Source organism: Sphingobacterium haloxyli (assembly GCF_002980525.1).
Lineage (GTDB): Bacteria > Bacteroidota > Bacteroidia > Sphingobacteriales > Sphingobacteriaceae > Sphingobacterium > Sphingobacterium haloxyli.
The window spans coordinates 16,218-39,140 of sequence record NZ_PVBQ01000022.1; the positions used below are offsets into that span (position 1 = coordinate 16,218).

Genomic DNA, 22,923 nt, shown 5'->3' on the forward strand with positions numbered 1-22,923 from the left:
ATACTCGTGTTTTTGTTAACATTTTAGCCCATAAAAGTTAACAAAACAGCCCCTCGGGCAAGCAAAACACTCCCTATGTTTGCTTTGGAAATAATAACTATTATAAACAGGAGACGTCCCATAATGGCTCTCCAGATTTCGTAAACCTTATATGATAATGTGTAAACTTCGTCTTACGGTGTTATGTTACTTGTTCGTTCACAGCATACATGCAATCGGACAATCTCCTGACATGGCAACCTATCAAAGAACAGACTCTGGTGTAAAAATCAGCTTCACTGGATTAGCTACTTCGGTCGATCAGGATATTTATCTCGACGCAGTGCGTGATGATATCGTTCGCGTAACTGCCTTGCCTCCTGATGCTGCGTTTCCCACTATGGAAAGTCTGGTAATCGTGGATTCTCTGCGACGTTCATTAAATGCCTTATCCATAAACGTGCTCCAGGATACACTCTATCTACGCACACAAGACTTGGTGTTGGCGACGTCTTTACGAACAGGACGCATCCTTTTTAAGGACAAAAATGAAAGAATTATCCTGGGAGAGCGAAAACGTGTAGATGGAAGTTTTAGACCGGATGCGTACGATGGAGATTCTTTTTACGCCTTAAATCAAGGCTTTAATGTAGATAAAAACGAAGGATTGTATGGATTGGGACAACACCAAAACGCGGTGATGAATTACAACGACGGAAAACAGGTCACTTTGCTTCAATATAACACAGAGATTGGTGTTCCGTTTTTGTTGTCGACAAAAAACTATGGGCTGTTGTGGCATAATTATTCGATCACAACAGCGGGCGATGTGCGTCCGCTGTTACCCTTGAACGCCTTTAAGCTTACCTCCAAGGAAGGATTAGCGGGCTGGTTGACGGCAACTTATTCGCATCGCGACCATCCTGATAGCGTGTGGTTGAGCAGACCAGAGTCTATCATCGATTATTCTTATTTAACTGATCAACATAAATTGCCCAAGGACATCGCACTAGCAGAAGCGAAAGTACTTTATGAAGGGCGGATAACATCTCCCTATTCTGGCTTGCACCGGCTGCATTTTAAATATGCTGGATATACGAGGATATGGATAGACGGGGCGCTGTTGGAAGACCGCTGGCGGGAATCATGGAATGCGGGGACGTTTGAAATCGCAAAGGAGATGCAGATGGGTAAACCGTATGATATCCGTATTGAATGGCTTCCAGATGGTGGTGAATCATACTTTACATTGAACTGGCAGAGCCCATTGCCAACGGACTTGAAAAATACGTTTTCTTTCGCTTCGGAGGCCGGCGACGCGATAGACTATTATTTTATCTATGGCAAAGACATGGATGAAGTCATATCAGGTTATCGCGACCTATCAGGCAAAGCGCCGATTATGCCACGTTGGAGTTTTGGTTACTGGCAAAGCCGTGAGCGCTATAAAACACAACAGGAGATTGAACAGGTTGCCCAGGAATTTCGGAAGCGCCGTATTCCGATCGATAATATGGTGCAAGACTGGTCTTACTGGGCAGAACATGATTGGGGGAGCCACGAGTTCGACAGGGCTCGGTTTCCAGATCCCGATGGGATGATTAAGCGCCTGCACAATATGAATATGCGGGTTATGATTTCGGTTTGGCCAAAAATCAATGAAGCGTCGTCTGTATATGGCCAGTTTAGCGATAAAGGATGGCTTTATTCGAGAAACATTTATGACGGAAGGAAAGATTGGATCGGAAAAGGCTATACATCGACGTTTTATGATCCCTTCCAGGAGGGAGCACGTCAGGGGTTTTGGGATTTGATGAACGATAAGCTTTATAAAAAGGGGATTGATGCTTGGTGGATGGACGCCAGCGAACCAGATATTCATTCAAATATCAATCTGGACGAACGCAAAGCCGTGTTTCAACCCGCTACCGGTTCTTCCGTACGTTATTACAATACTTTTCCTTTGATGAATGCCAAGGGAATTTACGAAGGGCAACGCCAGACAGATCCTAACAACCGGGTGTTTATCTTAACACGATCTTATTTTGCAGGGCAACAACGTTATAGCGCTGCGGCCTGGAGCGGCGATATTGCCTCCCGTTGGCATGATATGAAAGACCAGATCGCAGCAGGTGTTAATTTTTCGATGTCCGGCACACCTTACTGGACAATGGACGCGGGTGGATTTCTGGTAGAGAAGCGTTTTCATAAGCCTACACAGGACGACTTAGAAGAATGGCGGGAGATGAATGCACGCTGGTACCAGTATGGTGCTTTCCTGCCCATGTTCCGTGCGCACGGCCAATTTCCATTTAGGGAGCCCTTCAACATCGCGGATGAAGGCCACCCTGCCTATGCGAGCATGCTATACTACATTCACTTACGTTATAAACTCTTGACATACAATTATAGTCTGGCAGCGAAAACCTTCTTCGACAATTATACGATGATTCGTGGACTGGCGATGGATTTTCCACAGGATCAGCAGACTTATGCCGTCAATGATCAATACCTCTGGGGACCAGCGCTTTTGGTTAATCCCGTTACCGAAAAAGGAGCGACGAAGCGAACGGTTTACCTGCCCCGAGGAGCCGCATGGTACGACCTGTATGCGGGGAAACATTATGAAGGCGGGCATGTGATACAGGCAGATGCACCATATGTGCGTATACCGGTATTCGTCCGGTCTGGGTCGATATTGCCCGTCGGAAAGGAACTGCAGTATACCGATGAAAACCCGCAAGATGAACTGACCTTATTTGTTTATGATGGAGCGGACGGTGTATTTGATCTGTACGAGGATGAAGGAGATAATTATAATTACGAGAAAGGTAAGTCTAGTATAATCCGTATCCTGTATAATAACCAAGACGGGAAACTGACGATTGGAGAACGGAAGGGAAGCTTTGATGGGATGCTGCAGAAAAGAACTTTCCATGTGATATTTGTTTCTTCGCAAACACCAATTGGCATAGATTCGGAACACACAAAAAAGCAGACCATCTTCTACCAGGGAAAATCGACAAGTATAACAATCAGGTAAAAACCAGTTTTAAACAAAATAAAATGAAGAAGCAACAATTGTATCGTCATGCGCTCCTGCTTGTCATGCTGTTTATCAGCGCGCAGGTCTGGGCACAGACTATTCGCGGTAGCGTTGTGTCCGCAGACACAGACGAACCGCTGACCGGAGCCAGTATTCAGGTAAAGGGGCAACAAGAGTCTACCGCGACAGACTCGCAGGGGAATTTTATGTTGGATGCACCTGCCGGAGCGACGCTGGTGGTATCGTATGTGGGGTATCAAACGCAGGAAATCCAAGTGTCTGAGGGGGGAACTTTATTGATTCGTTTGGTGGCAGAAGCAGCTGACTTAGAGCAGGTAGTCGTCATCGGTTACGGAGCGCAAAAGAAAAAACTCAACACTGGGGCGAACCTCAGGGTGGAAGGCGCTGATTTGGAAAAACGAAATCAGCTAAATCCTTTGCAGGCCTTACAGGGGCAGGCGCCGGGTGTATCGATTACGGCCAATTCCGGTCAGCCTGGTGCGGATATGAAAGTCGTTGTCCGTGGGCTTGGGACCATCGGTAACTCTGGGCCGTTGTATGTCATCGATGGTATTCCGGGAGGGGATATTAGCATACTGAATCCTGCGGACATTGTCTCCATCGATGTGCTCAAGGATGCTGCATCGGCAGCCATCTATGGTTCGCAGGCGGCTAACGGAGTCGTGCTTGTCACCACGAAAATGGGTAGATCGGGGAAGACACAGCTGTCATTCGATGCCTTTGGGGGCGTACAAAACGTCGGACGTAGAGTGCCCTTGCTAAATCGGGAACAATATAAGACGATTATGAATGAACAGGCGTTGAACACCGGATCGGCTCTCATTGATTTCGATGGGATGGAAGGACTGGCCGATACGGATTGGCTGGATTATATGTTCACCGACGATGCGAAAATGCAAAATTATAATCTTGGCCTGACGGGAGGTTCCGAGAACTCGGTATATGCCATGTCGCTTAACTATATCGGGCAGGAAGGAATTGCAGGTGGAAGGAATGTCTCCAATTACGAACGTTACGGTTTCCGTATCAACTCAGAACACAAATTGTTGGACCAGTTCCTAACTATCGGTCAACATCTGAACTTCAATTATATCCGCAATAATGGAATCAACGTTGGCAACCAATACAACAACACGCTACGTGGAGCGTTTGCCACATCACCATTATCGCCTGTTTATTCTAACAATGGCCGATTCGGAAGCCCATACAACGATACCTCGAACTCGCCGTGGTACAATGGAGATGGCAACCCTTACGGGGCAATGATGACCAATTCGAATAACCAAAACGACGCACAACGCGTGTTGGCTGATATCTACGCGGAGATCGAGCTCATACCCGGTTTGAAAATTAAGACGATAGGCGGATTCAATTACTCCGCTTCTGAATATCGAAGCTTTACCCCATTGTTTCAGTTTTCCGCATTCAGCTATAATCTGGACCACACGACGGTAAATCAAAATATGGGAAAAGGGCATACCCTGACCTGGACGAATACGGCTACATATGACTTTAATGTCGCTACGGATCATCAATTTACCGCCATGGTGGGGATGGAGTCGCAGCGTTATCAAGGAACGTACTTATCGGGTTCCAACTGGAATCTATTGTCGCAATTCAATGATTTTGCACACGCCTATCTCGATAATACCACCGGCCAGGCGCATCTGGATGACGAAGGCAATATCGTAGAAACGCGATTCGTCAATGGCCGTCCGGAAAATATGTATAGAAGAGTGTCTTATTTCGGTCGTTTTGGCTATAACTTCAAAGAAAAGTATTTACTGAATGCGACCTTGCGGGCCGATGGATCTTCTAAATTTGCCCGGGGCAATAGGTGGGGATATTTTCCATCGTTGTCTGCGGGATGGATACTTTCCTCTGAAGACTTTTTCGCGCCCTGGAGCAGTTCCGTTAATTTCCTGAAATTCCGTGCTTCCTGGGGACAAGTGGGCAATCAGGATATTGCAGACTTTCAGTTTGCCTCGCCAATCAATACCTCCACAGGCTGGACTGCGGATAATCCAGCTGCGCATTACGTGTTTGGTACGGGCAATGTAAATGTACCTGGTGCGTACCCTAGGCGTTTATCCAACCCATTATTAACTTGGGAGACTTCTGAACAGACCAATGTGGGATTGGATGCTAAATTTTTGAACAACCGCCTGGATGTCGTCGCTGACTTCTACATAAAGAATACGAAAAATTGGCTAGTACAGCCTCCTATATTAGCTACTGCGGGCGCGGATGCGCCTTTTATTAATGGCGGGAGTGTCCGAAATACGGGCGTCGAACTGGGGCTGGCCTGGAATAGCCAGGTAGGGGAATTAGCGTATCGAGCAGGGGTCAACGGAGCATACAACAAGAATCGTGTAGGCTCAATCCCGACGGAAGACGGCATTATCCATGGTGAAATTAATATGTTGTTCGATAACTCGGAAGAATTCTATCGTGCGCAAAATGGGCACGCCATTGGTTATTTTTGGGGCTACCAAACGGACGGCCTATTCCAAAGTGAAGCGGACATCGCTTCATGGCGTGAACAAGGACGCGGTATTCTGCAACCGAACGTAAAACCGGGCGATGTAAAATATGTTGATCAGAATGGGGATGGCGTGATCAACGTGTTGGATAAGATTGATCTCGGTGTCGGTTTGCCAAACTTCACCTTTGGTTTCAATGTGGGGGTGAATTATAAGAATTTTGATCTCTCTCTAGATGCTTATGGAGTAACCGGAAACAAGATTGTCCAGTCCCTACGTAACCACGCGAATAAGCAAGCAAATTATACGACACAAATTTTGGAGAGATGGACTGGTGAGGGAACGTCTAATAGAATCCCGCGCGTCACGGAGACCAATATTAACTGGCAGTTTTCAGATCTATATTTACAAGATGGCGACTTTTTAAGGATAGCCAATGTCACGTTGGGGTACGACTTCTCGAAATTGACGAGCTGGAAGTACGCGAACCAAATTCGATTATATGTCCAGGGACAGAATCTGTTCACGTTCACAAAGTATGACGGCATGGATCCGGAAATAGGTTACGGCACATCAGGTTGGGTATCCGGTATTGATTTGGGATATTACCCTCGGCCTAAGGTCGTGTTGTTCGGTCTGAATGTTAAGTTTTAAAAATAGACAAAAATGAAAACATCAAGAATATTATACACATCACTATTGGCGTCGAGTTTATTTTTTGGAGCATGTTCTTCTAGCTTTCTAGACGTCGAACCGATAACGGAAGTTGTGGAAAGTAATTTCTATAAAACGATAGAAGATGCCGAAATGGCATTGGTAGGTTGCTATGACGGTTATCAGCGTACCTCGTCCAACGGGAATCTTTCTTTTGTCGTGGCGTCGGAAATCTTGTCAGACAACTGCTTCGGCGGTACGGGACATACCGATGGAAGAGCTTATCAGGTGTTGGATCGCTTTGATATCGCTCAGTCGCCATCCGACAACAATCTATTTGACGGAACATGGACAGACTATTATGCCGGCATCTTTCGGTGTAATACCCTGTTGAATAAGATGGAAGAAACGGACTTCGGGGACGCGCAGATAACCAAGTTACGTATAGAAGGGGAGGCACGTTTCCTACGCGCGCTGATGTACTTTGATATGGTGCGTTTGTTTGAACGTATCCCGCTACTGACAAGTGCTACCAGAGAGAACATACCCCAAGCAGATTACAAGGAAACCTATCGGCTTATTGTCGAAGACCTGATGTTCGCTGCAGCGAATATCCCCGCAGATGCATATCCGAAAGCGAACGCAGCGACAAATGATGGGCGAGTGACACCTCACGCAGCCAAGGCGTTGTTGGCTCGGGTGTACTTATTTTATACGGGGTATTACGGACTAGATGATCTCGATGTAAAGAGGACTGATGTGTTGGCGGGTTTGGAAGACATCATCAATAGCAATGAATTTAGTTTAGTAAGCGAATTTAAGGGACTATGGCCTGCTGCAAGCTATTTGCCCGTTCCGGCAAGTAATGCCTTAGATCGGTCGGCTTATGCAGGTAAAGGAAATAGCGAGGTCGTCTTCGCTAAAAAGTTTAATAACACACAGAACTATGACGGTCTTGTCGACGGAAACCGTTGGTTAGTTATGCTAGGTTTGCGAAACACCAATTTTTCTCCTTACGGACAGGGCTGGGGCGCAGCGACGGTTAACCCCCGCTTGGTTAATGCCTATGCGGATACCGATACACGTAGGGTAGCCTCTATCATCGATATTGCGGGAGAAGGGGTCAGTGGATTTGATCAGAACGATCAGCGTGAGTACACCGGGTTTGCGAACAAGAAATATACGCCCACGGCATTGCCCGATGGTACTTCGAATACAGGTGGTCAGAATGACTTTCAGCTCTCGCAAGATCAAGATTACTTCGTTATCCGCTATGCTGATGTATTGTTGATGGCGGCTGAACTAGGTTCGCCTCAGGCACAAAATTACTTTAACCAGGTTAGACAGCGAGCTTATGGTGCAAGTTACCCCGCATTGTCGGTGAGCAAGGAAGCAATACTTGAAGAAAGAAGGCTGGAGTTCGCTTTTGAGGGGTTACGGTATTGGGATCTGTTGCGACAAGGTGTAGAAAGTGCGGCTGCAAGGATTGCGCAGACTCAAAATGTAACGAGTGGTTCGGCACCGGATCAGGTTGTCATCAATGCAGAGCATATTATCAACACGCGTGGACTCATGCAGATTCCGAATAATCAGATTACCCTGTCCAATGGTGTTTTGCAACAAAATGATGGTTGGAACTAAACTTATAAACGATAAAATTATGAACCGAGTAATAAAATTATGCACGATGCTCATCGCTTGGGGTAGTGTATGGATGGGCGGGTGTACGCCAGAAGAATTCGAACTGGGCGATATCGATGTCAATCCACAGGATCTGGTAGAAGGTATAGCGTTTAAAATTGAGCATGATGCGGAGAATCCCAATATAGTATACTTGACGAGTCTGATGGATGATCGCTATACACCATTATGGGATCATCCGCAGGGGAGGAGCCAGGAACGCCGGGTCACTTTGAAAATACCGTTCGAAGGCACGTATGAAGTGAAATTTGGCGTGCAGACCAGAGGGGGTATCGTATTTGGAGAACCAGCGACATTTACAATCGACGATTTCTATGCAGGTTTCGTTGATCATGAACTGTGGGAACTCTTGTCGGGAGGAGTAGGACAAGAAAAAATATGGTATCTCGATCTTGATGAAGAAGGTTTGAGTCGTTACTTCGTAGGACCGCTCTTTTTTTATGGCATGGACGATAGTTGGGAAACGGTAACCGAGGGGAAAACTGTAGACGGTGATTCCTGGAATTGGAAACCCGATTATAAAGGCAATAGTTGGTTGATGGCTGCTGGTGATTATGGTACGATGACATTTTCTTTGAAAGATGGTGCGAGTGTACGTGTTAATCACAGAATGTTGTCGAATCGTGGCATAGAACAGGGTACATATATGATTGATACGGACAACTATACCATGCGCATGAATGATGCGAGTCCATTACATAACGCGGAACGAGACGGTCATGTGGTGGACTGGGGCAATATTCGCATTTTGTCGTTAACCGAAGACTATATGCAGTTGGCTGTTATCCGGGATAAAGCGTTGTCAGGAGAAGAACCTTGTTTGCTCGTCTATAATTTTATTTCCAAGGACTATAAAGATAATTGGGAGCCAGGAAACCAACCCGATCCTGAACCTCCTTATGAGGGAAATGCCAATGAAGATTTGACGACATCGACGAGCACGATGAAAAAATGGGTGTTGTCACTTAATACACCTTACAACTGGACAAATCTTGCCGGCGAACTTCTGAATGACTGGTCCGATCCTTCTAGTTATCTGTCGTCCGGCTGGGCGCCATATGACGCCAACCTGATTCAGCATATTTCGTTGACCTTGGATAAGACGGGAACGAACTCGGGACGCTACATTTTTACCGATGGTTCGGGTGGAAATATTACCGGGGTTTATACTACCGATGAACATAACAATATCGTATTTGATCAGGTTATTTCTTTCACGCTATCCGGTTGGTTAGCACTTTCTACAACCGACGAAGGTATGCTGCGGATAATAGATGTCGATCGTGATCCTACTGGTCATGTCACCGGTCTTTGGCTGGGTAAAAGAGATTCGGATAAGCCAGAATATCAGGTGTATAGGTTTGAATCAACACCTGTGAATTAAATGTTAAATAAATACAGCGAATGAAATATGTCACGATTTTATGGAAGGTACTCGTGTTGCTGCTGTTTTCTTGCTCCAAGAGTGCGACACAGCGTACACCAGAACTAGTGGTATCTACCGAAAAGATCTCTTTTTCTGCTATCGGTGATGTTAGAACATTTCATGTGAAAAGCAACGTAAGCTGGTCAGTGACGAGTTCGGCAGCCTGGTTAACCTTGAGCTCATCGGGGGGAGAAAGTGGTACACACAAGATAGATGCCGTGGCATCAACGAACGACGGGACGACCGAACGAGAAGCAGTCATTATGGTTAACGCGGGTAACATGACGATGCGTGTCGATGTGATACAAGCCGCAATCGGTCATGAGGACGGAGAAGATCTGCTGGCCGTACCGCCTATATCGGAGGGTGTCACTTCGGATGCTGTGGCGTTGGCCGCTAAACTTCGTGTAGGTTGGAACTTGGGTAATGCGCTGGAGGCGGCGTCCAGTCCGGAGGAAGCCAGCGAAACTTCCTGGGGCAATCCTAAAACGACCAAGACATTGATTGATGCGGTTAAGGCTGCCGGCTTCAACGCCATTCGGATACCATGCGCCTGGAGCGGATATATTGAAGACCGTCCGACGCATAGGCTAAACGTATCTTGGTTAGCGCGGGTAAAGGAGGTGGTCGATTATTGTGTCGAAAATGACATGTACGCTATTATCAACATACACTGGGACGGCGGATGGCTGGAAGAACACCCGTTGTATTCGCATCAGGTTGTGGTAAAGGCGAAACAAAAAGCACTGTGGGAGCAGATTGCCGCTTATTTCCGGGATTACGACGAACACCTCCTGTTTGCGGGAACCAACGAGGTTCGTGCCGATTACAGTACACCAACGGCAGAACATATCGAGGTGCAACAATCCTATAATCAGACGTTTGTCGACGCCGTACGCTCCACCGGTGGGCGCAATGCGTACCGCAATCTTATCGTGCAGTCCTACAACACCAACATACAGTTTGCAATAGATTACCTGAAAATGCCTGATGATGCGACTCCCAACAGGCTGATGGCGGAAGTACACTATTATGATCCTTGGGATTTTGCCGGAGATGAAGGTAGCAGCAAGTATTTATGGGGGAGCGCATTTGCAGGTTCCTCCAACGTTTCCACGTGGGGACAGAAATCTTGGGTAGATGAACGTTTTGCACGCATGAAAGCGCATTTTGTGGATAAAGGCATTCCCGTGATATTAGGGGAGTACGGCGCCATATTGCGCTCGGGTCTTGCCGACGCTACGGCTTTGCAACAGCATAAAAATGCACGAAATGCCTACCTGACTTACGTGACCAAAATTGCCAAAGCCAACGGATTGATCCCCTTCTATTGGGATAATGGGGTCGTGGGAAATAATGGTTTTGGGCTGTTTAATCGAAACAATAATACGGTTGCCCATCCGGATGGTGTGGGGGCCATTATGGCGGGGCTATGATGGGACATCAAAATATTTTTATGGAAAAAAGAAAGCATTATATGCCAATTTTTGGAAATCGACTTATCCTTCTGGTAACGACGGTCGTCCTCATTTGTAACGCAGCAATAGCGGGCGTCGAGGGACAAAGCCGAAGAGTTTTAAATTTTAATGCGGGCTGGTCATTTCGCCTAGACGCTGAGACGGACTACAAAAACAGTACAGCCGATTATTCGGATTGGCGGAATCTGGACCTGCCACACGATTGGAGCATAGAAATGCCTTTCGACAGTTTAAGCCCGGGAAGGAGCGGTACCGCATATCTGCCCGGGGGAGTAGGCTGGTACAAGAAGGCATTCGCACTTTCTGATGCCGATCGGCAAAAGCGTCTATATATTGTATTTGGAGGCATCTACGAAAACAGCGAGATCTGGATTAACGATGTCTATCTAGGTCATAGACCAAACGGCTATGTGCCCATTGTGTACGATCTGACGGATCATGTTTATAAAAATGGTGTTTCAAATGTTATCACGGTAAAGGTAAATAATAGCCAACAGCCTAATTCGCGGTTCTATACAGGTTCCGGTATATACCGGGATGTGAAATTGGTCTTCACTGAGGACGTTGCCATTGCTTACAACGGTAGCTTCATTACAACGCCGTTGATTAACGAAGATGAAGCGACAGTCCATGCGAGCTTTGAGATTACCAACTACGCACTGCGTGAACAGGGAAATATAACCGTCGAAACCCGGATTCACGATCCAGAAGGCTGTATTGTGGCTAGAAAGGTTACGCCGGAAATCTTTACCAAAAAGCAAAAAGTAACCGTTGTTGAACAAGAGATTGAGGTGCCATCCCCCCAACTTTGGTCTACTGATCGACCTGTGCTTTATCGTGCGGTTACTGTATTAAGGAAAGGTAAACGAGAGCTGGACCGCTATGAAACGGTGTTCGGCATACGATCGTTTGTCTTTGACGTGAAAAATGGTTTTTCCATTAATGGTCAGCCGATGAAAATACGGGGCGTGTGCTTGCACAGCGACTTGGGAGCGCTGGGAATGGCATTCAACCGATCGGCAGCCATTAGGCAATTGCAGATTATGAAGGACATGGGCGTTAATGGTATTCGAACTTCGCATAATCCTGCGGCGTCAGAATTTCTTGATTTATGCGATGAAATGGGATTTATTGTCATGAACGAGACGTTTGATGTCTGGAAGCACCATAAGAACCCTTTTGATTATCACCTCTATTGGGACGCGTGGCATGAGCGTGATTTTGCGGATCATATCAAACGCGATCGCAATCATCCATCGCTATTTGTGTGGTGCCTGGGCAATGAGGCGCAGGAGCAGTGGCACGATCCCGGATTAGGGGAATCCATCCCTCGCCGGTTGGCGGCTATCGTCGATAGCTTAGATGGTACGCGGCCAACAACCATTGCCAGTAACGAAATGTCTTTGGATAATCCTGTGCTGATGTCGACTGCAGTTGATTTGATCGGCTACAATTACAACCATGGAAAATGGCCCACGTTTCCGGAAGATCACCCCGGCAGAAAGTTTATTGTAACTGAAAGTACGTCGGCCTTGGCGAGCCGTGGACAATATGATTTGGTTCCGATAGACACTATGCGAATATGGCCGACACGTTGGGATATTCCCTTTGATGGGGGGAATTCGGATAAGAGTATCTCGGCTTACGACCACGTACATACGCCGTGGGGGTCTACGCATGAAGAGAGTCTAAGGTTGTTTGAAGCGTACCCTCATATTTCGGGTATGTATGTTTGGACCGGATTCGATTATCTAGGTGAACCTACCCCCTATACCTGGCCGGCGAGAAGTTCGTATTTCGGAATAGTGGATTTGGCCGGATTTCCAAAAGATGTATATTACTTATATCAGAGTGTCTGGACCGATAAGGATGTGCTGCATCTCCTGCCCCACTGGAACTGGCACCAGGGAGATACTGTGGATGTGGTGGCGTATTACAACAACGCAGATGAAGTAGAGCTGTTCGTAAATGGAATTTCGAAAGGACGGAAGACAAAAGAAAAGAACAAATTACACGTCCGATGGAGGGTGCCTTACCAAGCGGGATCGCTTACTGCGGTGGCTTATCAAGACGGAATTGAAATGCGACGGGCAACTCGCCAAACAGCGGGCGAAGCTGTACGCCTTGTCATAAAAAATAGGGAAGACACCTTAGATGTCGGTAATCACGAGCTGGCATTCCTCGAAGTTGTAGCTGTGGATCTGGAAGGCAATGAAGTGCCATGTTTCAATGATTGGGTGGAAGTGGAGACGAAAGTTGGCGGTACTGTCGTCGCTACCGATAACGGAAATCCTACGGACGGAACATCCTTTCAGTCCTTGAAGCGAAAAGCATATAACGGTAAATTACTGGTCGTTGTCAAGGGCAATAAAGGGGACGACAAGATTGCCGTGATGGCGCATGCCAAAGGGTTAAGAAGCGGAATCCGACAACTGGTCGTAGAATAGAAAAAGTAAAGAGACGTAGACGTCTGCTACGCCTCTTACTTCTTTATTTAGCTTCTTCAAGCACTCGCGAGTTCAACTTTACATACTCTTCATTATTAGCGGATTTAGCCATCGCAACACCTTCGGTTGCGGTCTTGATAGCTCCGGCTTTGTCACCCGCTTTCAATAAAATTCGTGCTTTCCAATATTTGATATGAGGGGCTTTCGTATTGTCTTTATCTGCCTCGTTCGCCCATTCAACTGCTTTGTTAATATCTAAATTGTTATTATAATAATATTGAGCGGCTGCAAAATAAGGTTTCTTTTCTCCTTTCATCGCTTCCTCGATACCTGCCATAATCTCTTTGGACTGATCCACAACAATGGGAAATGAAACTTTTGTATTTTCCCATGATAACGTCAAATCTGCACCTGTAGGCCTAACGTTTTCGAACGCCATGGTAAAGGTTTCGACGTTATCCGAAAGGGATTTCGATTTTGCCTGAAAACGCAGGAAATCGTCGCTCTGGTTGTATTGATAGGCTCCCCATTGCTCCGATTTTTTGCTCAAGATAATCGTCCAATCTCCCTTAGTGGGTATCGTAAAGATACCGTACGTCCCTGCCGGGATTTTATTCCCCGCGATCGTGACTTCCTCTTCAAAAGTAATAGCAGGTATGCCATTGGCTCCTGTCCGCCAAACCTGGTCGTATGGCACTAATCCTCCGAAAATCGTACGGCTGTTTACATTTGGACGCTGGTATACAAGAGTGACCTTTTTGATACCAATGCCTTGTTCGATTTTTGCGGTGCTGCTGGCAGGTGGAAATTTAGCCTGTGCTGTTGTTTCTTGTGCAGCAAACAAAAGCACGCCCGCGAAGACTAATGAGAAAAATGTTGTTTTCATATAGCTTGTTTTTTGGTAAAGATATTGTTTATTTTTTATCTTTTCCCCACTTTATGACCGGCAATACCATAATAAAGAATAAACAAATAACAGGGTAGAGCTATCCAATAAGCTGCGTGGGAACCGACCATGTGCGCAACTTGTCCGTAAATCAAAGGTATAACAGCTCCGCCTGCGATACCCATGACCAATAACCCCGAAGCGGCATTCGTAAACCTTCCGACTCCCTTTAATGCTAGCGGCCAGATCGCTGGCCAGACCAGTGAATTCGCTAAACCCAATAAAGCAACAAAAGACAGGGATAGCATACCGTCAGTGGAAACAATCCCTAATGTGAAGAGGATGCCTAGGATAGCACATGCTTTCATAGCTGTTTCTTGTGTAAAATATTTTGGTATGGCAATGATTCCGATAATATAACCTAATACCATCGCCCCCATGGTGTATCCGGTGAAAACGGTCGCTTTATCTAAAGTTACGCCCTGCGATACGCCATAAGCAATTATGGTATCACCGGCAAGAACCTCAACTCCCACGTACATGAACAATGCAACGAATCCCAATATAACGTGCGGGAAATCCCAGATACTTTTCTTGTCTTCTGATATGATATGGTGATCCGTCGTTTCCTCTTCATTTCCTTTCACTTCTGGAAGATTTGCGCGGGAAATCCAAATAGCGAGAAGCACCAATACAACGACGATACCGATATAAGGGTTTACAACCTGCAGCGCGACTTGGTCTAAGGCTGCTGAATATTGGTCTGCCGGCATAGACTCTACTTGTTTAGCGATCTTATCTGCTTCGCCAAGGTTTAGGAATAATCCTAATAGAACTGGTGCAATAGCTCCGGCCACCTTGTTACAGATCCCCATAATACTGATACGCTTTGCCGCGGTTTCAACTGGACCGATAATGGTAATGTATGGATTGGAAGCGGTTTGCAAAATGGCTAAACCCCCTCCCATTGTAAATAAACCTACCAAAAAGATGAGATATGTTCGTGTATAAGCGGCGGGAATAAATAATAAAGCGCCCACAGCCATCACTCCCAGAGAAATTGCCATCCCTTTCTTAAATCCGTATTTATTCAATACCCAGGTAGAAACCGGTGCCATAACTAGATAGGCGATATAAAAAGCAAAAGTCACAAAATAAGACTGCACTTCTGTGAGTTCACATGCAATCCTGAGGTACGGTATTAATAACGAGTTCAGCCATGTAGCAAAACCGAAAATAAAAAATAGTGAGGCAATAATAATCATTGGTCCTAGTGAAGATTGACCCGCTTGTTGTGTTGAGGTTTTCGAATCCATTTGTGGAATATTAGATTTAATATGTGATTATCAAAAATCGAATTACAAGACTAATAAAATATATTGATAATAGGAACACAAAAATATACACAAACGGTTGCATGTAGTAAAAAAGATAGAGAGACTTCATTTGGGGATGAAGTCTCTCTAAAACCTAAACCGTATCATAAAACCATATCGAATGGTATTTGTATATAGTACAAACGGGGTGACAATATAGTTTTAAAAATTTTTGTTTTTTTTAAAAAAGTTAGATGATGGCGTTTTTCCTCAAGAAGGCTTTTCTATAATCGCCACTGTAAGCCTGGAAATACAGATAAGGACATCCTTTTCATTTTTGATTTTAATATCCCATACATGGCTTTTTTTTCCGATATGAAGTGGGGAGCAATAAGCATATAGCGTGCCCTCTGAAACGGATTTTAAATGATTTGCATTTACTTCCATACCAACACCTACTAAATGTTTTGGATCTATTATGAGATTGGAGGCGATGCTCCCTACCGATTCCGCTAATACAACAGAAGCACCACCATGCAAGATTCCAAAGGGCTGTTTCACTTTATCAGATATGGGCATGCGCGCGATGAGCATATCATCATGTACCTCTGTTGCTTGGATGCTGAGATAGCCTGTCATATACTTATGGAAGATACTGTTAATCTCCTCCAATGTGTAATCTTTGAACCAAATTTTCGACATTTTCATTGAATAAATTGTTTTTAACGGCAATGAAGCGTGCATAAATCATCCATGTTCTTTTGTTCATGGTAATTTATGCAGTCTGATCTATTATTTTAAAGGCTTATAATTACTCCCCCGACAGTGTCGGAATTGGTTTCATTGTTAAGATAGCGTTCTTTTAAAATGATACGGTGATGTGTCAAATGACCAGCGATTACATAAAGGAAAGCTTTGACGGTGATGAGCCTGCCTGACGCCATGCCTTTCCTTTCTAATTCCGTTTCGTTAAGCGTATTGAAAAACATGAGATTTGCCTTGCGGAGATGAATAAATTCTTCTTCGATGCTGTCTATGGAACGCTCGTTGTGACGGCCATTTTGAACGAATTCATCCTGTTCAAAAGGGGCCAATTCCGTCATGTCATTGCGTGCAAACCGTAAGGCACGATAAGCCATTACCCGCTCCGTGTCCAAAATGTGACATAGTACTTCTTTAATCGTCCATTTTCCATCGGCATAGGTATAGTCGCCTAAATCGTCGGGAATACTTTGAATAAATTCAGGGAAGGTTTCTACTTGCTCGTGTAATTCATCCATAACAGCGCCAACTACATTTTCTATGTAGTCACTGTATATTGCAGGATATTCATCAGACTTGAGTGGGTTCATAGCGTAAATTACTTTTAAGTATAATCCTAAATGTTGTTCCTTTTCCTAGTTCAGATTCTCTAACAAGTATTTGGCCTTGATGATAATCAACCATGCGTTTTGTCAAGCTAAGTCCTAATCCCCAGCCGCGTTTACGTGTGGTAAAACCAGGCTGGAAAATTGCGTCGAAGTTTGACTTCGGAATGCCTTTTCCTGTATCGCTAATGTCTATAAAAATTTCCTCTTTTGCAATGTTGTCGATGATGTTTATGGTTATTTTTCCTTCGGACTCAATCGCATTCACCGCATTTTTTAATAAATTTTCGATAATCCAGTCGAATAACGGAATGTTAATTTTCGCTTCTACGGTTTTGTCGCCGGTAATTTCAAAAGTAATTTTTTCACTGGTTCGTACTTTGAAATATTGGACGTAATCATAGATGACCCTGTACACCACGTGGTTGGTCAAGGAAGGTATAGAACCTATTTTTGAAAAACGATCCGCAACCGCCTCTAGGCGTTTTACATCCCTTTCCATTTCATTTAACGAGCTATCGTCCTCTGCGTTAAACTTGCTTCGCACAAGCTCTAGCCAGCCCATTAACGAAGATATCGGCGTACCAAGTTGGTGTGCGGCTTCTTTAGCCATGCCTACCCAGACCAAGTTTTGTTCGGATTTTTTGATAGAATTAAAAACCGTATAGGCGATGATAAGAAAAATCGTAATTAGCGAGAGCTGTAGGTAAGGAAAAACACGTAGTTGACGTAATGCTAGGGAGTCTAAATAATAAACAGACCATGTTTCACCGGTATCCAGTGGTAGCGCAATTGGAGCGTGGTTGCGTTTCATCTTGGCCAACTGTTTTTCGAAGTAGACAGGATCGTATTCTAAACTATTATTCGCAGAATCGATTTGGTCTTTGATATTGGTCTTGGTGGGATCAAGATCACGCCAGAAGATGATATTACCTTTGCTATCCGTGATAATAGCGGGAATAGATAGGCTATCTCGGACGGCGTATACATAACTGATAAATTGATCATCGAGATCGGGCATGGTCATAATACTACGTGTACTCATCGCCCAGACTTCGGCTTTGGTACGTTCGGACTTAGAGAGACTCTTGACTAAATAATTGGTGTAGAGCAACGAAGCCGCCGCGATAAGGGCCGCAAACAGAAAAAGAAAGAATTTCCAGCGTTGTTTATTGTTATGTTGATATAGCTTGTCCTGATTCATATCTAAAGTGTGCAAAATAGGGATTTTTTGCCATTCTTAAAATGTGTAATTTTGTAACTATGAGTTCGCAACGAAAAATAAGAGTGCGCTTTGCACCAAGCCCAACAGGCGGTTTACACCTCGGTGGTGTACGTACAGCATTATTTAATTATTTATATGCTCGTCATCACGGAGGTGATTTTATTTTGAGAATTGAAGATACCGATCAAACTCGATTTGTGCCTGGCGCTGAAGAATACATCAACGAATGTTTGGATTGGTGTGGGATCGCTCCGGACGAAAGCCCTGATAAAGTAGGACCGTACGGTCCTTATCGACAGAGTGAAAGAAAAGCCTCTTATCGGCAATATGCAGAACAGCTGGTGAGCGATGGATTCGCCTATTATGCGTTTGATACACCAGAAGAATTAGATGCTCGACGTAAGGAGGAGCCTAATTTTCGATATTCACATGAGAATCGTATGCACTTGCGCAACTCATTGAGTTTATCCGAAGAGGAAACCAACGAGCTGTTATCGGAGGGACATCCGTACACTGTTCGTATTAAAATGCCCGTAGCGGAGACGGTTTCTTTTGACGATATGATTCGCGGACGTGTTGTATTCGAAACAAGCCTGATCGATGACAAGGTCTTGTTAAAAGCAGACGGCATGCCGACTTATCATTTGGCCGTTGTGGTAGATGACAAGGCAATGGAAATTTCGCATGTCTTTCGAGGCGAGGAGTGGCTTCCTTCTGCGCCTGTACATGTTTTGTTGTGGGAATACTTGGGATGGAAGGATAAAATGCCCTCTTGGGCACATCTGCCACTTATATTGAAACCCGATGGAAACGGTAAACTCAGTAAACGCGATGGTGACAGGTTGGGATTTCCGGTATATGCAATGAATTGGACTGATGCGAAATCGGGTGATGTTACAAAGGGATTTCGTGAGATGGGATTTTTGCCGGCTGCTTTTATCAATATACTAGCCGTTTTAGGGTGGAACGATGGGACGGAACAAGAGATCTTTAGCTTTGAAGAGCTCATCGCGAAGTTCTCCGTCGACCGGATTAGCAAGGCCGGTGCGAAATTCGATTTTGAGAAAGCGAAGTGGTTTAACCATGAATGGATTAAGAAAACAGACAATGCAGAGATTTTACCGCAAATCGAGGAGTTATTAAAGCAACATGGCATTACTTTGTATGCATTAGATTACGTATCCAATGTACTGACTTTGGTTAAAGAACGCTTGATCTTCGTTGAGGATTTTTGGGAACAAGCTTCCTTTTTCTTTGCGAGACCGGAGCATTACAATGTGGATGCAGTAAAGCCTAAGTGGAACGATAATAAAACAGTGTTCTTTCAAAATATCGCAGCTGAATTTGCAACGATGCAGGAATGGACGGCAGGTGCTCTAGAACCGTTTTTCAAAGGTAAAATTGCGGAGTCGGGTATGAAGATAGGTGAGCTGATGATGCCTTTTCGAATCATGTTGGTGGGCGGGAAGTTTGGGCCGGATGTGTTCCAGATTGCCGATATTTTAGGTAAAGATGAGGTTGTTAAGCGTATAGCGAGGGCTTTGCCGTATTTTGAATGACGGTAAAATTGAATAAAACAAAAAAGGGAGCGGTCAGCTCCCTTTTTTTGTTTTATCCGCAGTTATCAGTTATCGGACAGGTGTAAACTCAAACGTGCTGTCAAAGTATCTGCTTCCATTTAAACCGGTAGTTACATAGCCTTTACCATCTAAGGAAAATCCCACGGCCTTTTCACGTGGGTCCGTTGAAAGCGCTTGATGTTTGTCTGTCCAGGAATCCGTGGAAGGATCGTATTTCCATACCGTGCTGGTAACCGTATTAGCATTTCTACCACTTACTACGTACCCATAATTTCCGATAGTAAACGCACTGGCGGCGTATTTTCTGGCGTCGTACGTATAGCTGTCATCATCACGATTTAAATCATTCAATGCTTTCCACTCCGTACCGTCAAAAGAATAGAAGTCCTCCGGTAAAGCATTCGTGCCACCATCTTGACCGCCACCTACATAAGCCTTATCACCAATGACAAAAGCAAACGCGTACGCTTTCTTATATTTGAAAGGAGATGAAATAGGTGTCCACGTGTTGTTGGATGGATTGTATCTATAGAAATTGCTATAGTCGGTCGAACCTTGTTTTGCACGGCCCAAACCAACATACGCGTAGTTACCAAGTGTAAACGCTACGGCACCATAACGTGCGTCACCCGGGAAAGGCGCTACTTCTTCCCATTCGTCGGTAGCTGGATTATAACACCAGAAGTCGTTGAAATCTTCGCTTACGCCGTTAACAAGGCTTTGCCCTGTGCCCACATACCCTTTTCCGCCAATAGAAAACCCTACGGCTTCGGTACGAGATTGACCAGGAAATGATGCAATCGGTGCCCATGTAGAACCATCGAATTTGAAGGCATCGCTAACAAATCCTGCGGAAGTGTATCCACCGACAACATAGGCTGCTGCTCCTGATCCACTTGTTGCAAAAGACGCGGCGCCACTACGGCGCTGTCCGTCGAACACAACTGATCTTCTCCATTCGGTAGGGCCAGTATCTCCGCCGGTATCCTCATCATTATCTTTTTTACAGGAATTAAATGAGGTGAAAGCAATAGCGCAGGCAAAGAATAACAATAGCCAATTTTTCTTATTCATAAATTATCTAAATTTTGTGTACAATATATTTAATTTTATTTTTGGTTTTGCGTTCTCCGACGCTATAATTGCGGTGTTGAATGAGTCGAATAAACTTGGACTCGTAGCACTTAAATAGAGTGACGTATTGTCGTATATGTCGGACGATTTAAGTTGTTGCAAGAACAATAATAGGTTGAACCTGTATGTGCCGTTTTGCCCCATCTCTCCACCGGATACAAATGGAACCTGTTGTAATTGTCCTTGCTGGCCGTAAGGGTTTTGCAGGAATGAAGTGGGAATCCCATCTCGATCTGCTATAAACATCATCAGGGTATTCGGTATAGGATACATAGTATTTCTTCTTGAAGATGTTTCGATTACCAATTCTGCTTTATTGACCGCAATATTTTCATTTTGTAAGAACTCTTTTAACGAGGGAAAAGCGATTTTCGCGACAGTGCCACTACCCGCTTGGACAAATGTAAGTCCTCCTGTAGCCGATGTTGGAAGCTCTCTGATTTCCGACAACTCTTCAAAAGGGGTTCCTGTTCTATCGGTAGTAATATTGTTATATTGAAAACCGGGCTCAACGATGCTGAATGTTTTATAGCTGGTCCGTAAATGCCCGTCTGTTCCAGCATAGCTATAATTTACCCTGACTTCTAACGTGTCATGGAACGCAACCACGGCCGTATTGCTCTCATCTGGAATAAGTGCCAGTCCTTTGAAATACTCTTTAAAGTTATCGTTTGAAGACATCTGCAGGTCACCTGCTTTTATCCGGTTAAAGAAATCTTGTCCGATGTGGTCGGCCAGTCGAATACTCAAGCTGTCTAACGAATGAAGGTGTGGACGAAAGGAAACTGCTCCAAGAGGAGTTGCGTCGTAAGCGAATGTCTGATCAGAAAAAAGTGTGGCTCCGGTTATATATATAGGTAAGGATTGGTTTGGGAAACGTGGTTTAGCCGTTTTCGTAACCAGGGGTTCTGTCAATTGATGGACTTGGATTTTTTGGGTTGCTGTTGTATCACCAAAATAATAAGGGTTATGAGTCGGTCTTATTATTAAACTCAATGAATCAAAACTGGCTGCCTCGGGAATATCGTTCGTCAAGGTCGAAAATCCAATCCTGAAATAAGATGTAGATCTTATAGTTCCAGTTTCGGGAGCCGTGGCTTTTCCGACAAGGAGGACGCCTGTACCGGCAGCAGGCAAATCTGTAAGCTGAACAGTGGAAGAGTTAACAGTGAAAGAGTCCACTAAGGTAACACCCACGTTGCTCGTTGCCGAGTTATCTAGCATCACGCTCATGTCTTTGTCGCAGGCGGCGACAATGATGAATGTAAAAAATGATATGGTAAAAAAGTGAATACTTCTCTTTAAAAATGGATTCATATTTATTATTTGACTAGCAAAAGTAATTAAATGGGACTGTTCATCAGTGTTATATTTTGTTAAAACTAGTCCCTTTTAGCTTTTGCCCTGCAAAACTACTAATTTATTATGGTATTCATAAGGTTATAGAAGTAATAAGCTTCTTCTTATTGTTTGCTGCGGCCATAATTTCGTAGGTTGTAATTTAATGATAACGTGAAATACCGTGTTAACGTTTTCGAATTCACGTCGGTCGATTGTTTCAAAAATTTTGCAAAGGGCTTCGTGTTTAAAAATAGTATCTTTGTTAAAAATAATACTACATGAAAGAGACGACATTAAGCCGGAAGGAGAAGATAATGAAAGTAGCCCTTTCCTTATTTGCGACGAAGGGCTATGTGGATACGTCGACAAAAGAGATTGCACTAGGAGCAGGGGTATCGGAAGCACTTATTTTTAAACATTTTGGCAATAAGGATTCCTTGTTGGCACACATTATTAAATCGGGTTATAGGCGAGTACTCGCCCATCACCGTGGAATGATGACTTATAAAAACCCGAAAGAGTTTTTGAAAAACATGATCTTTCTCCCGAACAAGTTGGTTTCTGATGAACCCCTTTTCTGGAAGTTGCAAGAGCGGTTATCGCACAATAGCTTCTCCAGGCAGCAACATGAACAGTTTATGAAGCCTGTGCAGCCTGTGTTGGTCAAAGCCTTTTCAGAATTAGGATACGAAAACCCCGAGTTGGAAACCCAATGTCTATTGCTTATCATTGATATGCTTTGGAAAAAAGAAGCCAATGGTGATGTGGACAACGGAGAGGAGCTTGCACAATTATTGGAGAATAAATACCGTTTACTGTAGAGCGTTTTTGTGCGTGTT

At 44.6% G+C, this 22,923-nt stretch carries 15 protein-coding genes; 8 read left to right on the forward strand and 7 right to left on the reverse strand.

Features of this window, described 5'->3' with window-relative positions:
• Positions 1 to 232: 232 nt before the first annotated feature.
• Genes C5745_RS18545 through C5745_RS18570 form a run of 6 tightly spaced genes read left to right on the forward strand, consistent with a single transcriptional unit; the run spans position 233 to position 13,235 of the window.
• Complete coding sequence (locus tag C5745_RS18545; protein WP_105718511.1) at positions 233 to 3,022, forward strand: glycoside hydrolase family 31 protein; 2,790 nt, start codon at positions 233 to 235, stop codon at positions 3,020 to 3,022.
• Positions 3,023 to 3,045: 23 nt separating this feature from the next.
• On the forward strand, positions 3,046 to 6,183 hold the full coding sequence (locus tag C5745_RS18550; RefSeq protein WP_105718512.1) for a SusC/RagA family TonB-linked outer membrane protein: 3,138 nt from the start codon (positions 3,046 to 3,048) through the stop codon (positions 6,181 to 6,183).
• Positions 6,184 to 6,195: 12 nt separating this feature from the next.
• A complete protein-coding gene (locus C5745_RS18555; protein ID WP_105718513.1) occupies positions 6,196 to 7,824 on the forward strand; it encodes a RagB/SusD family nutrient uptake outer membrane protein in 1,629 nt (542 codons plus the stop codon).
• Positions 7,825 to 7,843: 19 nt separating this feature from the next.
• Positions 7,844 to 9,268 (forward strand): hypothetical protein, encoded by a 1,425-nt coding sequence (locus tag C5745_RS18560; protein ID WP_133166391.1) that lies wholly within the window; start codon positions 7,844 to 7,846, stop codon positions 9,266 to 9,268.
• Positions 9,269 to 9,288: 20 nt separating this feature from the next.
• Positions 9,289 to 10,746 carry a cellulase family glycosylhydrolase gene (locus C5745_RS18565; RefSeq protein WP_105718515.1) on the forward strand — a complete coding sequence of 486 codons (1,458 nt, stop codon included), beginning with the start codon at positions 9,289 to 9,291 and terminating at the stop codon, positions 10,744 to 10,746.
• Between the two features lie 20 nt (positions 10,747 to 10,766).
• The gene (locus C5745_RS18570; protein WP_165793144.1) at positions 10,767 to 13,235 is read left to right on the forward strand and encodes a glycoside hydrolase family 2 TIM barrel-domain containing protein; all 2,469 of its coding nucleotides are present in this window, start codon (positions 10,767 to 10,769) and stop codon (positions 13,233 to 13,235) included.
• 43 nt (positions 13,236 to 13,278) lie between these two features.
• Here C5745_RS18570 and C5745_RS18575 read toward each other — a convergent pair whose 3' ends face one another.
• The 5 genes from C5745_RS18575 to C5745_RS18595 form a co-directional block, all read right to left on the reverse strand.
• Positions 13,279 to 14,121 (reverse strand): DUF2911 domain-containing protein, encoded by an 843-nt coding sequence (locus C5745_RS18575; protein WP_105718517.1) that lies wholly within the window; start codon positions 14,119 to 14,121, stop codon positions 13,279 to 13,281.
• A gap of 35 nt (positions 14,122 to 14,156) precedes the next feature.
• Positions 14,157 to 15,437 (reverse strand): sugar MFS transporter, encoded by a 1,281-nt coding sequence (locus C5745_RS18580; protein ID WP_105718518.1) that lies wholly within the window; start codon positions 15,435 to 15,437, stop codon positions 14,157 to 14,159.
• A 270-nt stretch (positions 15,438 to 15,707) separates the two neighbouring features.
• Positions 15,708 to 16,145 (reverse strand): hotdog fold thioesterase, encoded by a 438-nt coding sequence (locus C5745_RS18585; protein WP_243403393.1) that lies wholly within the window; start codon positions 16,143 to 16,145, stop codon positions 15,708 to 15,710.
• An 89-nt stretch (positions 16,146 to 16,234) separates the two neighbouring features.
• On the reverse strand, positions 16,235 to 16,789 hold the full coding sequence (locus C5745_RS18590) for a DinB family protein (protein WP_105718519.1): 555 nt from the start codon (positions 16,787 to 16,789) through the stop codon (positions 16,235 to 16,237).
• Positions 16,770 to 18,008: a sensor histidine kinase gene (locus C5745_RS18595; RefSeq protein WP_105718520.1), complete on the reverse strand. Its 1,239-nt coding sequence runs from the start codon at positions 18,006 to 18,008 to the stop codon at positions 16,770 to 16,772. The genes C5745_RS18590 and C5745_RS18595 overlap by 20 nt, the downstream gene beginning before the upstream one ends.
• 59 nt (positions 18,009 to 18,067) lie before the next feature.
• Between C5745_RS18595 and gltX the strand changes: the two genes are divergently transcribed.
• Positions 18,068 to 19,588: a glutamate--tRNA ligase gene (gene gltX / locus C5745_RS18600; protein WP_105718521.1), complete on the forward strand. Its 1,521-nt coding sequence runs from the start codon at positions 18,068 to 18,070 to the stop codon at positions 19,586 to 19,588.
• A gap of 69 nt (positions 19,589 to 19,657) precedes the next feature.
• Here the strand turns inward: gltX and C5745_RS18605 are convergent, their stop codons facing one another.
• Both C5745_RS18605 and C5745_RS18610 read right to left on the reverse strand, forming a co-directional pair.
• Positions 19,658 to 20,683 (reverse strand): Kelch repeat-containing protein, encoded by a 1,026-nt coding sequence (locus tag C5745_RS18605; RefSeq protein ID WP_105718522.1) that lies wholly within the window; start codon positions 20,681 to 20,683, stop codon positions 19,658 to 19,660.
• Between the two features lie 3 nt (positions 20,684 to 20,686).
• Positions 20,687 to 22,060, reverse strand: a complete 1,374-nt coding sequence (locus C5745_RS18610) for a DUF4270 family protein (RefSeq protein WP_105718523.1) — start codon at positions 22,058 to 22,060, stop codon at positions 20,687 to 20,689.
• A gap of 302 nt (positions 22,061 to 22,362) precedes the next feature.
• Between C5745_RS18610 and C5745_RS18615 the strand changes: the two genes are divergently transcribed.
• A complete protein-coding gene (locus C5745_RS18615; RefSeq protein ID WP_105718524.1) occupies positions 22,363 to 22,905 on the forward strand; it encodes a TetR/AcrR family transcriptional regulator in 543 nt (180 codons plus the stop codon).
• Positions 22,906 to 22,923: the final 18 nt, after the last annotated feature.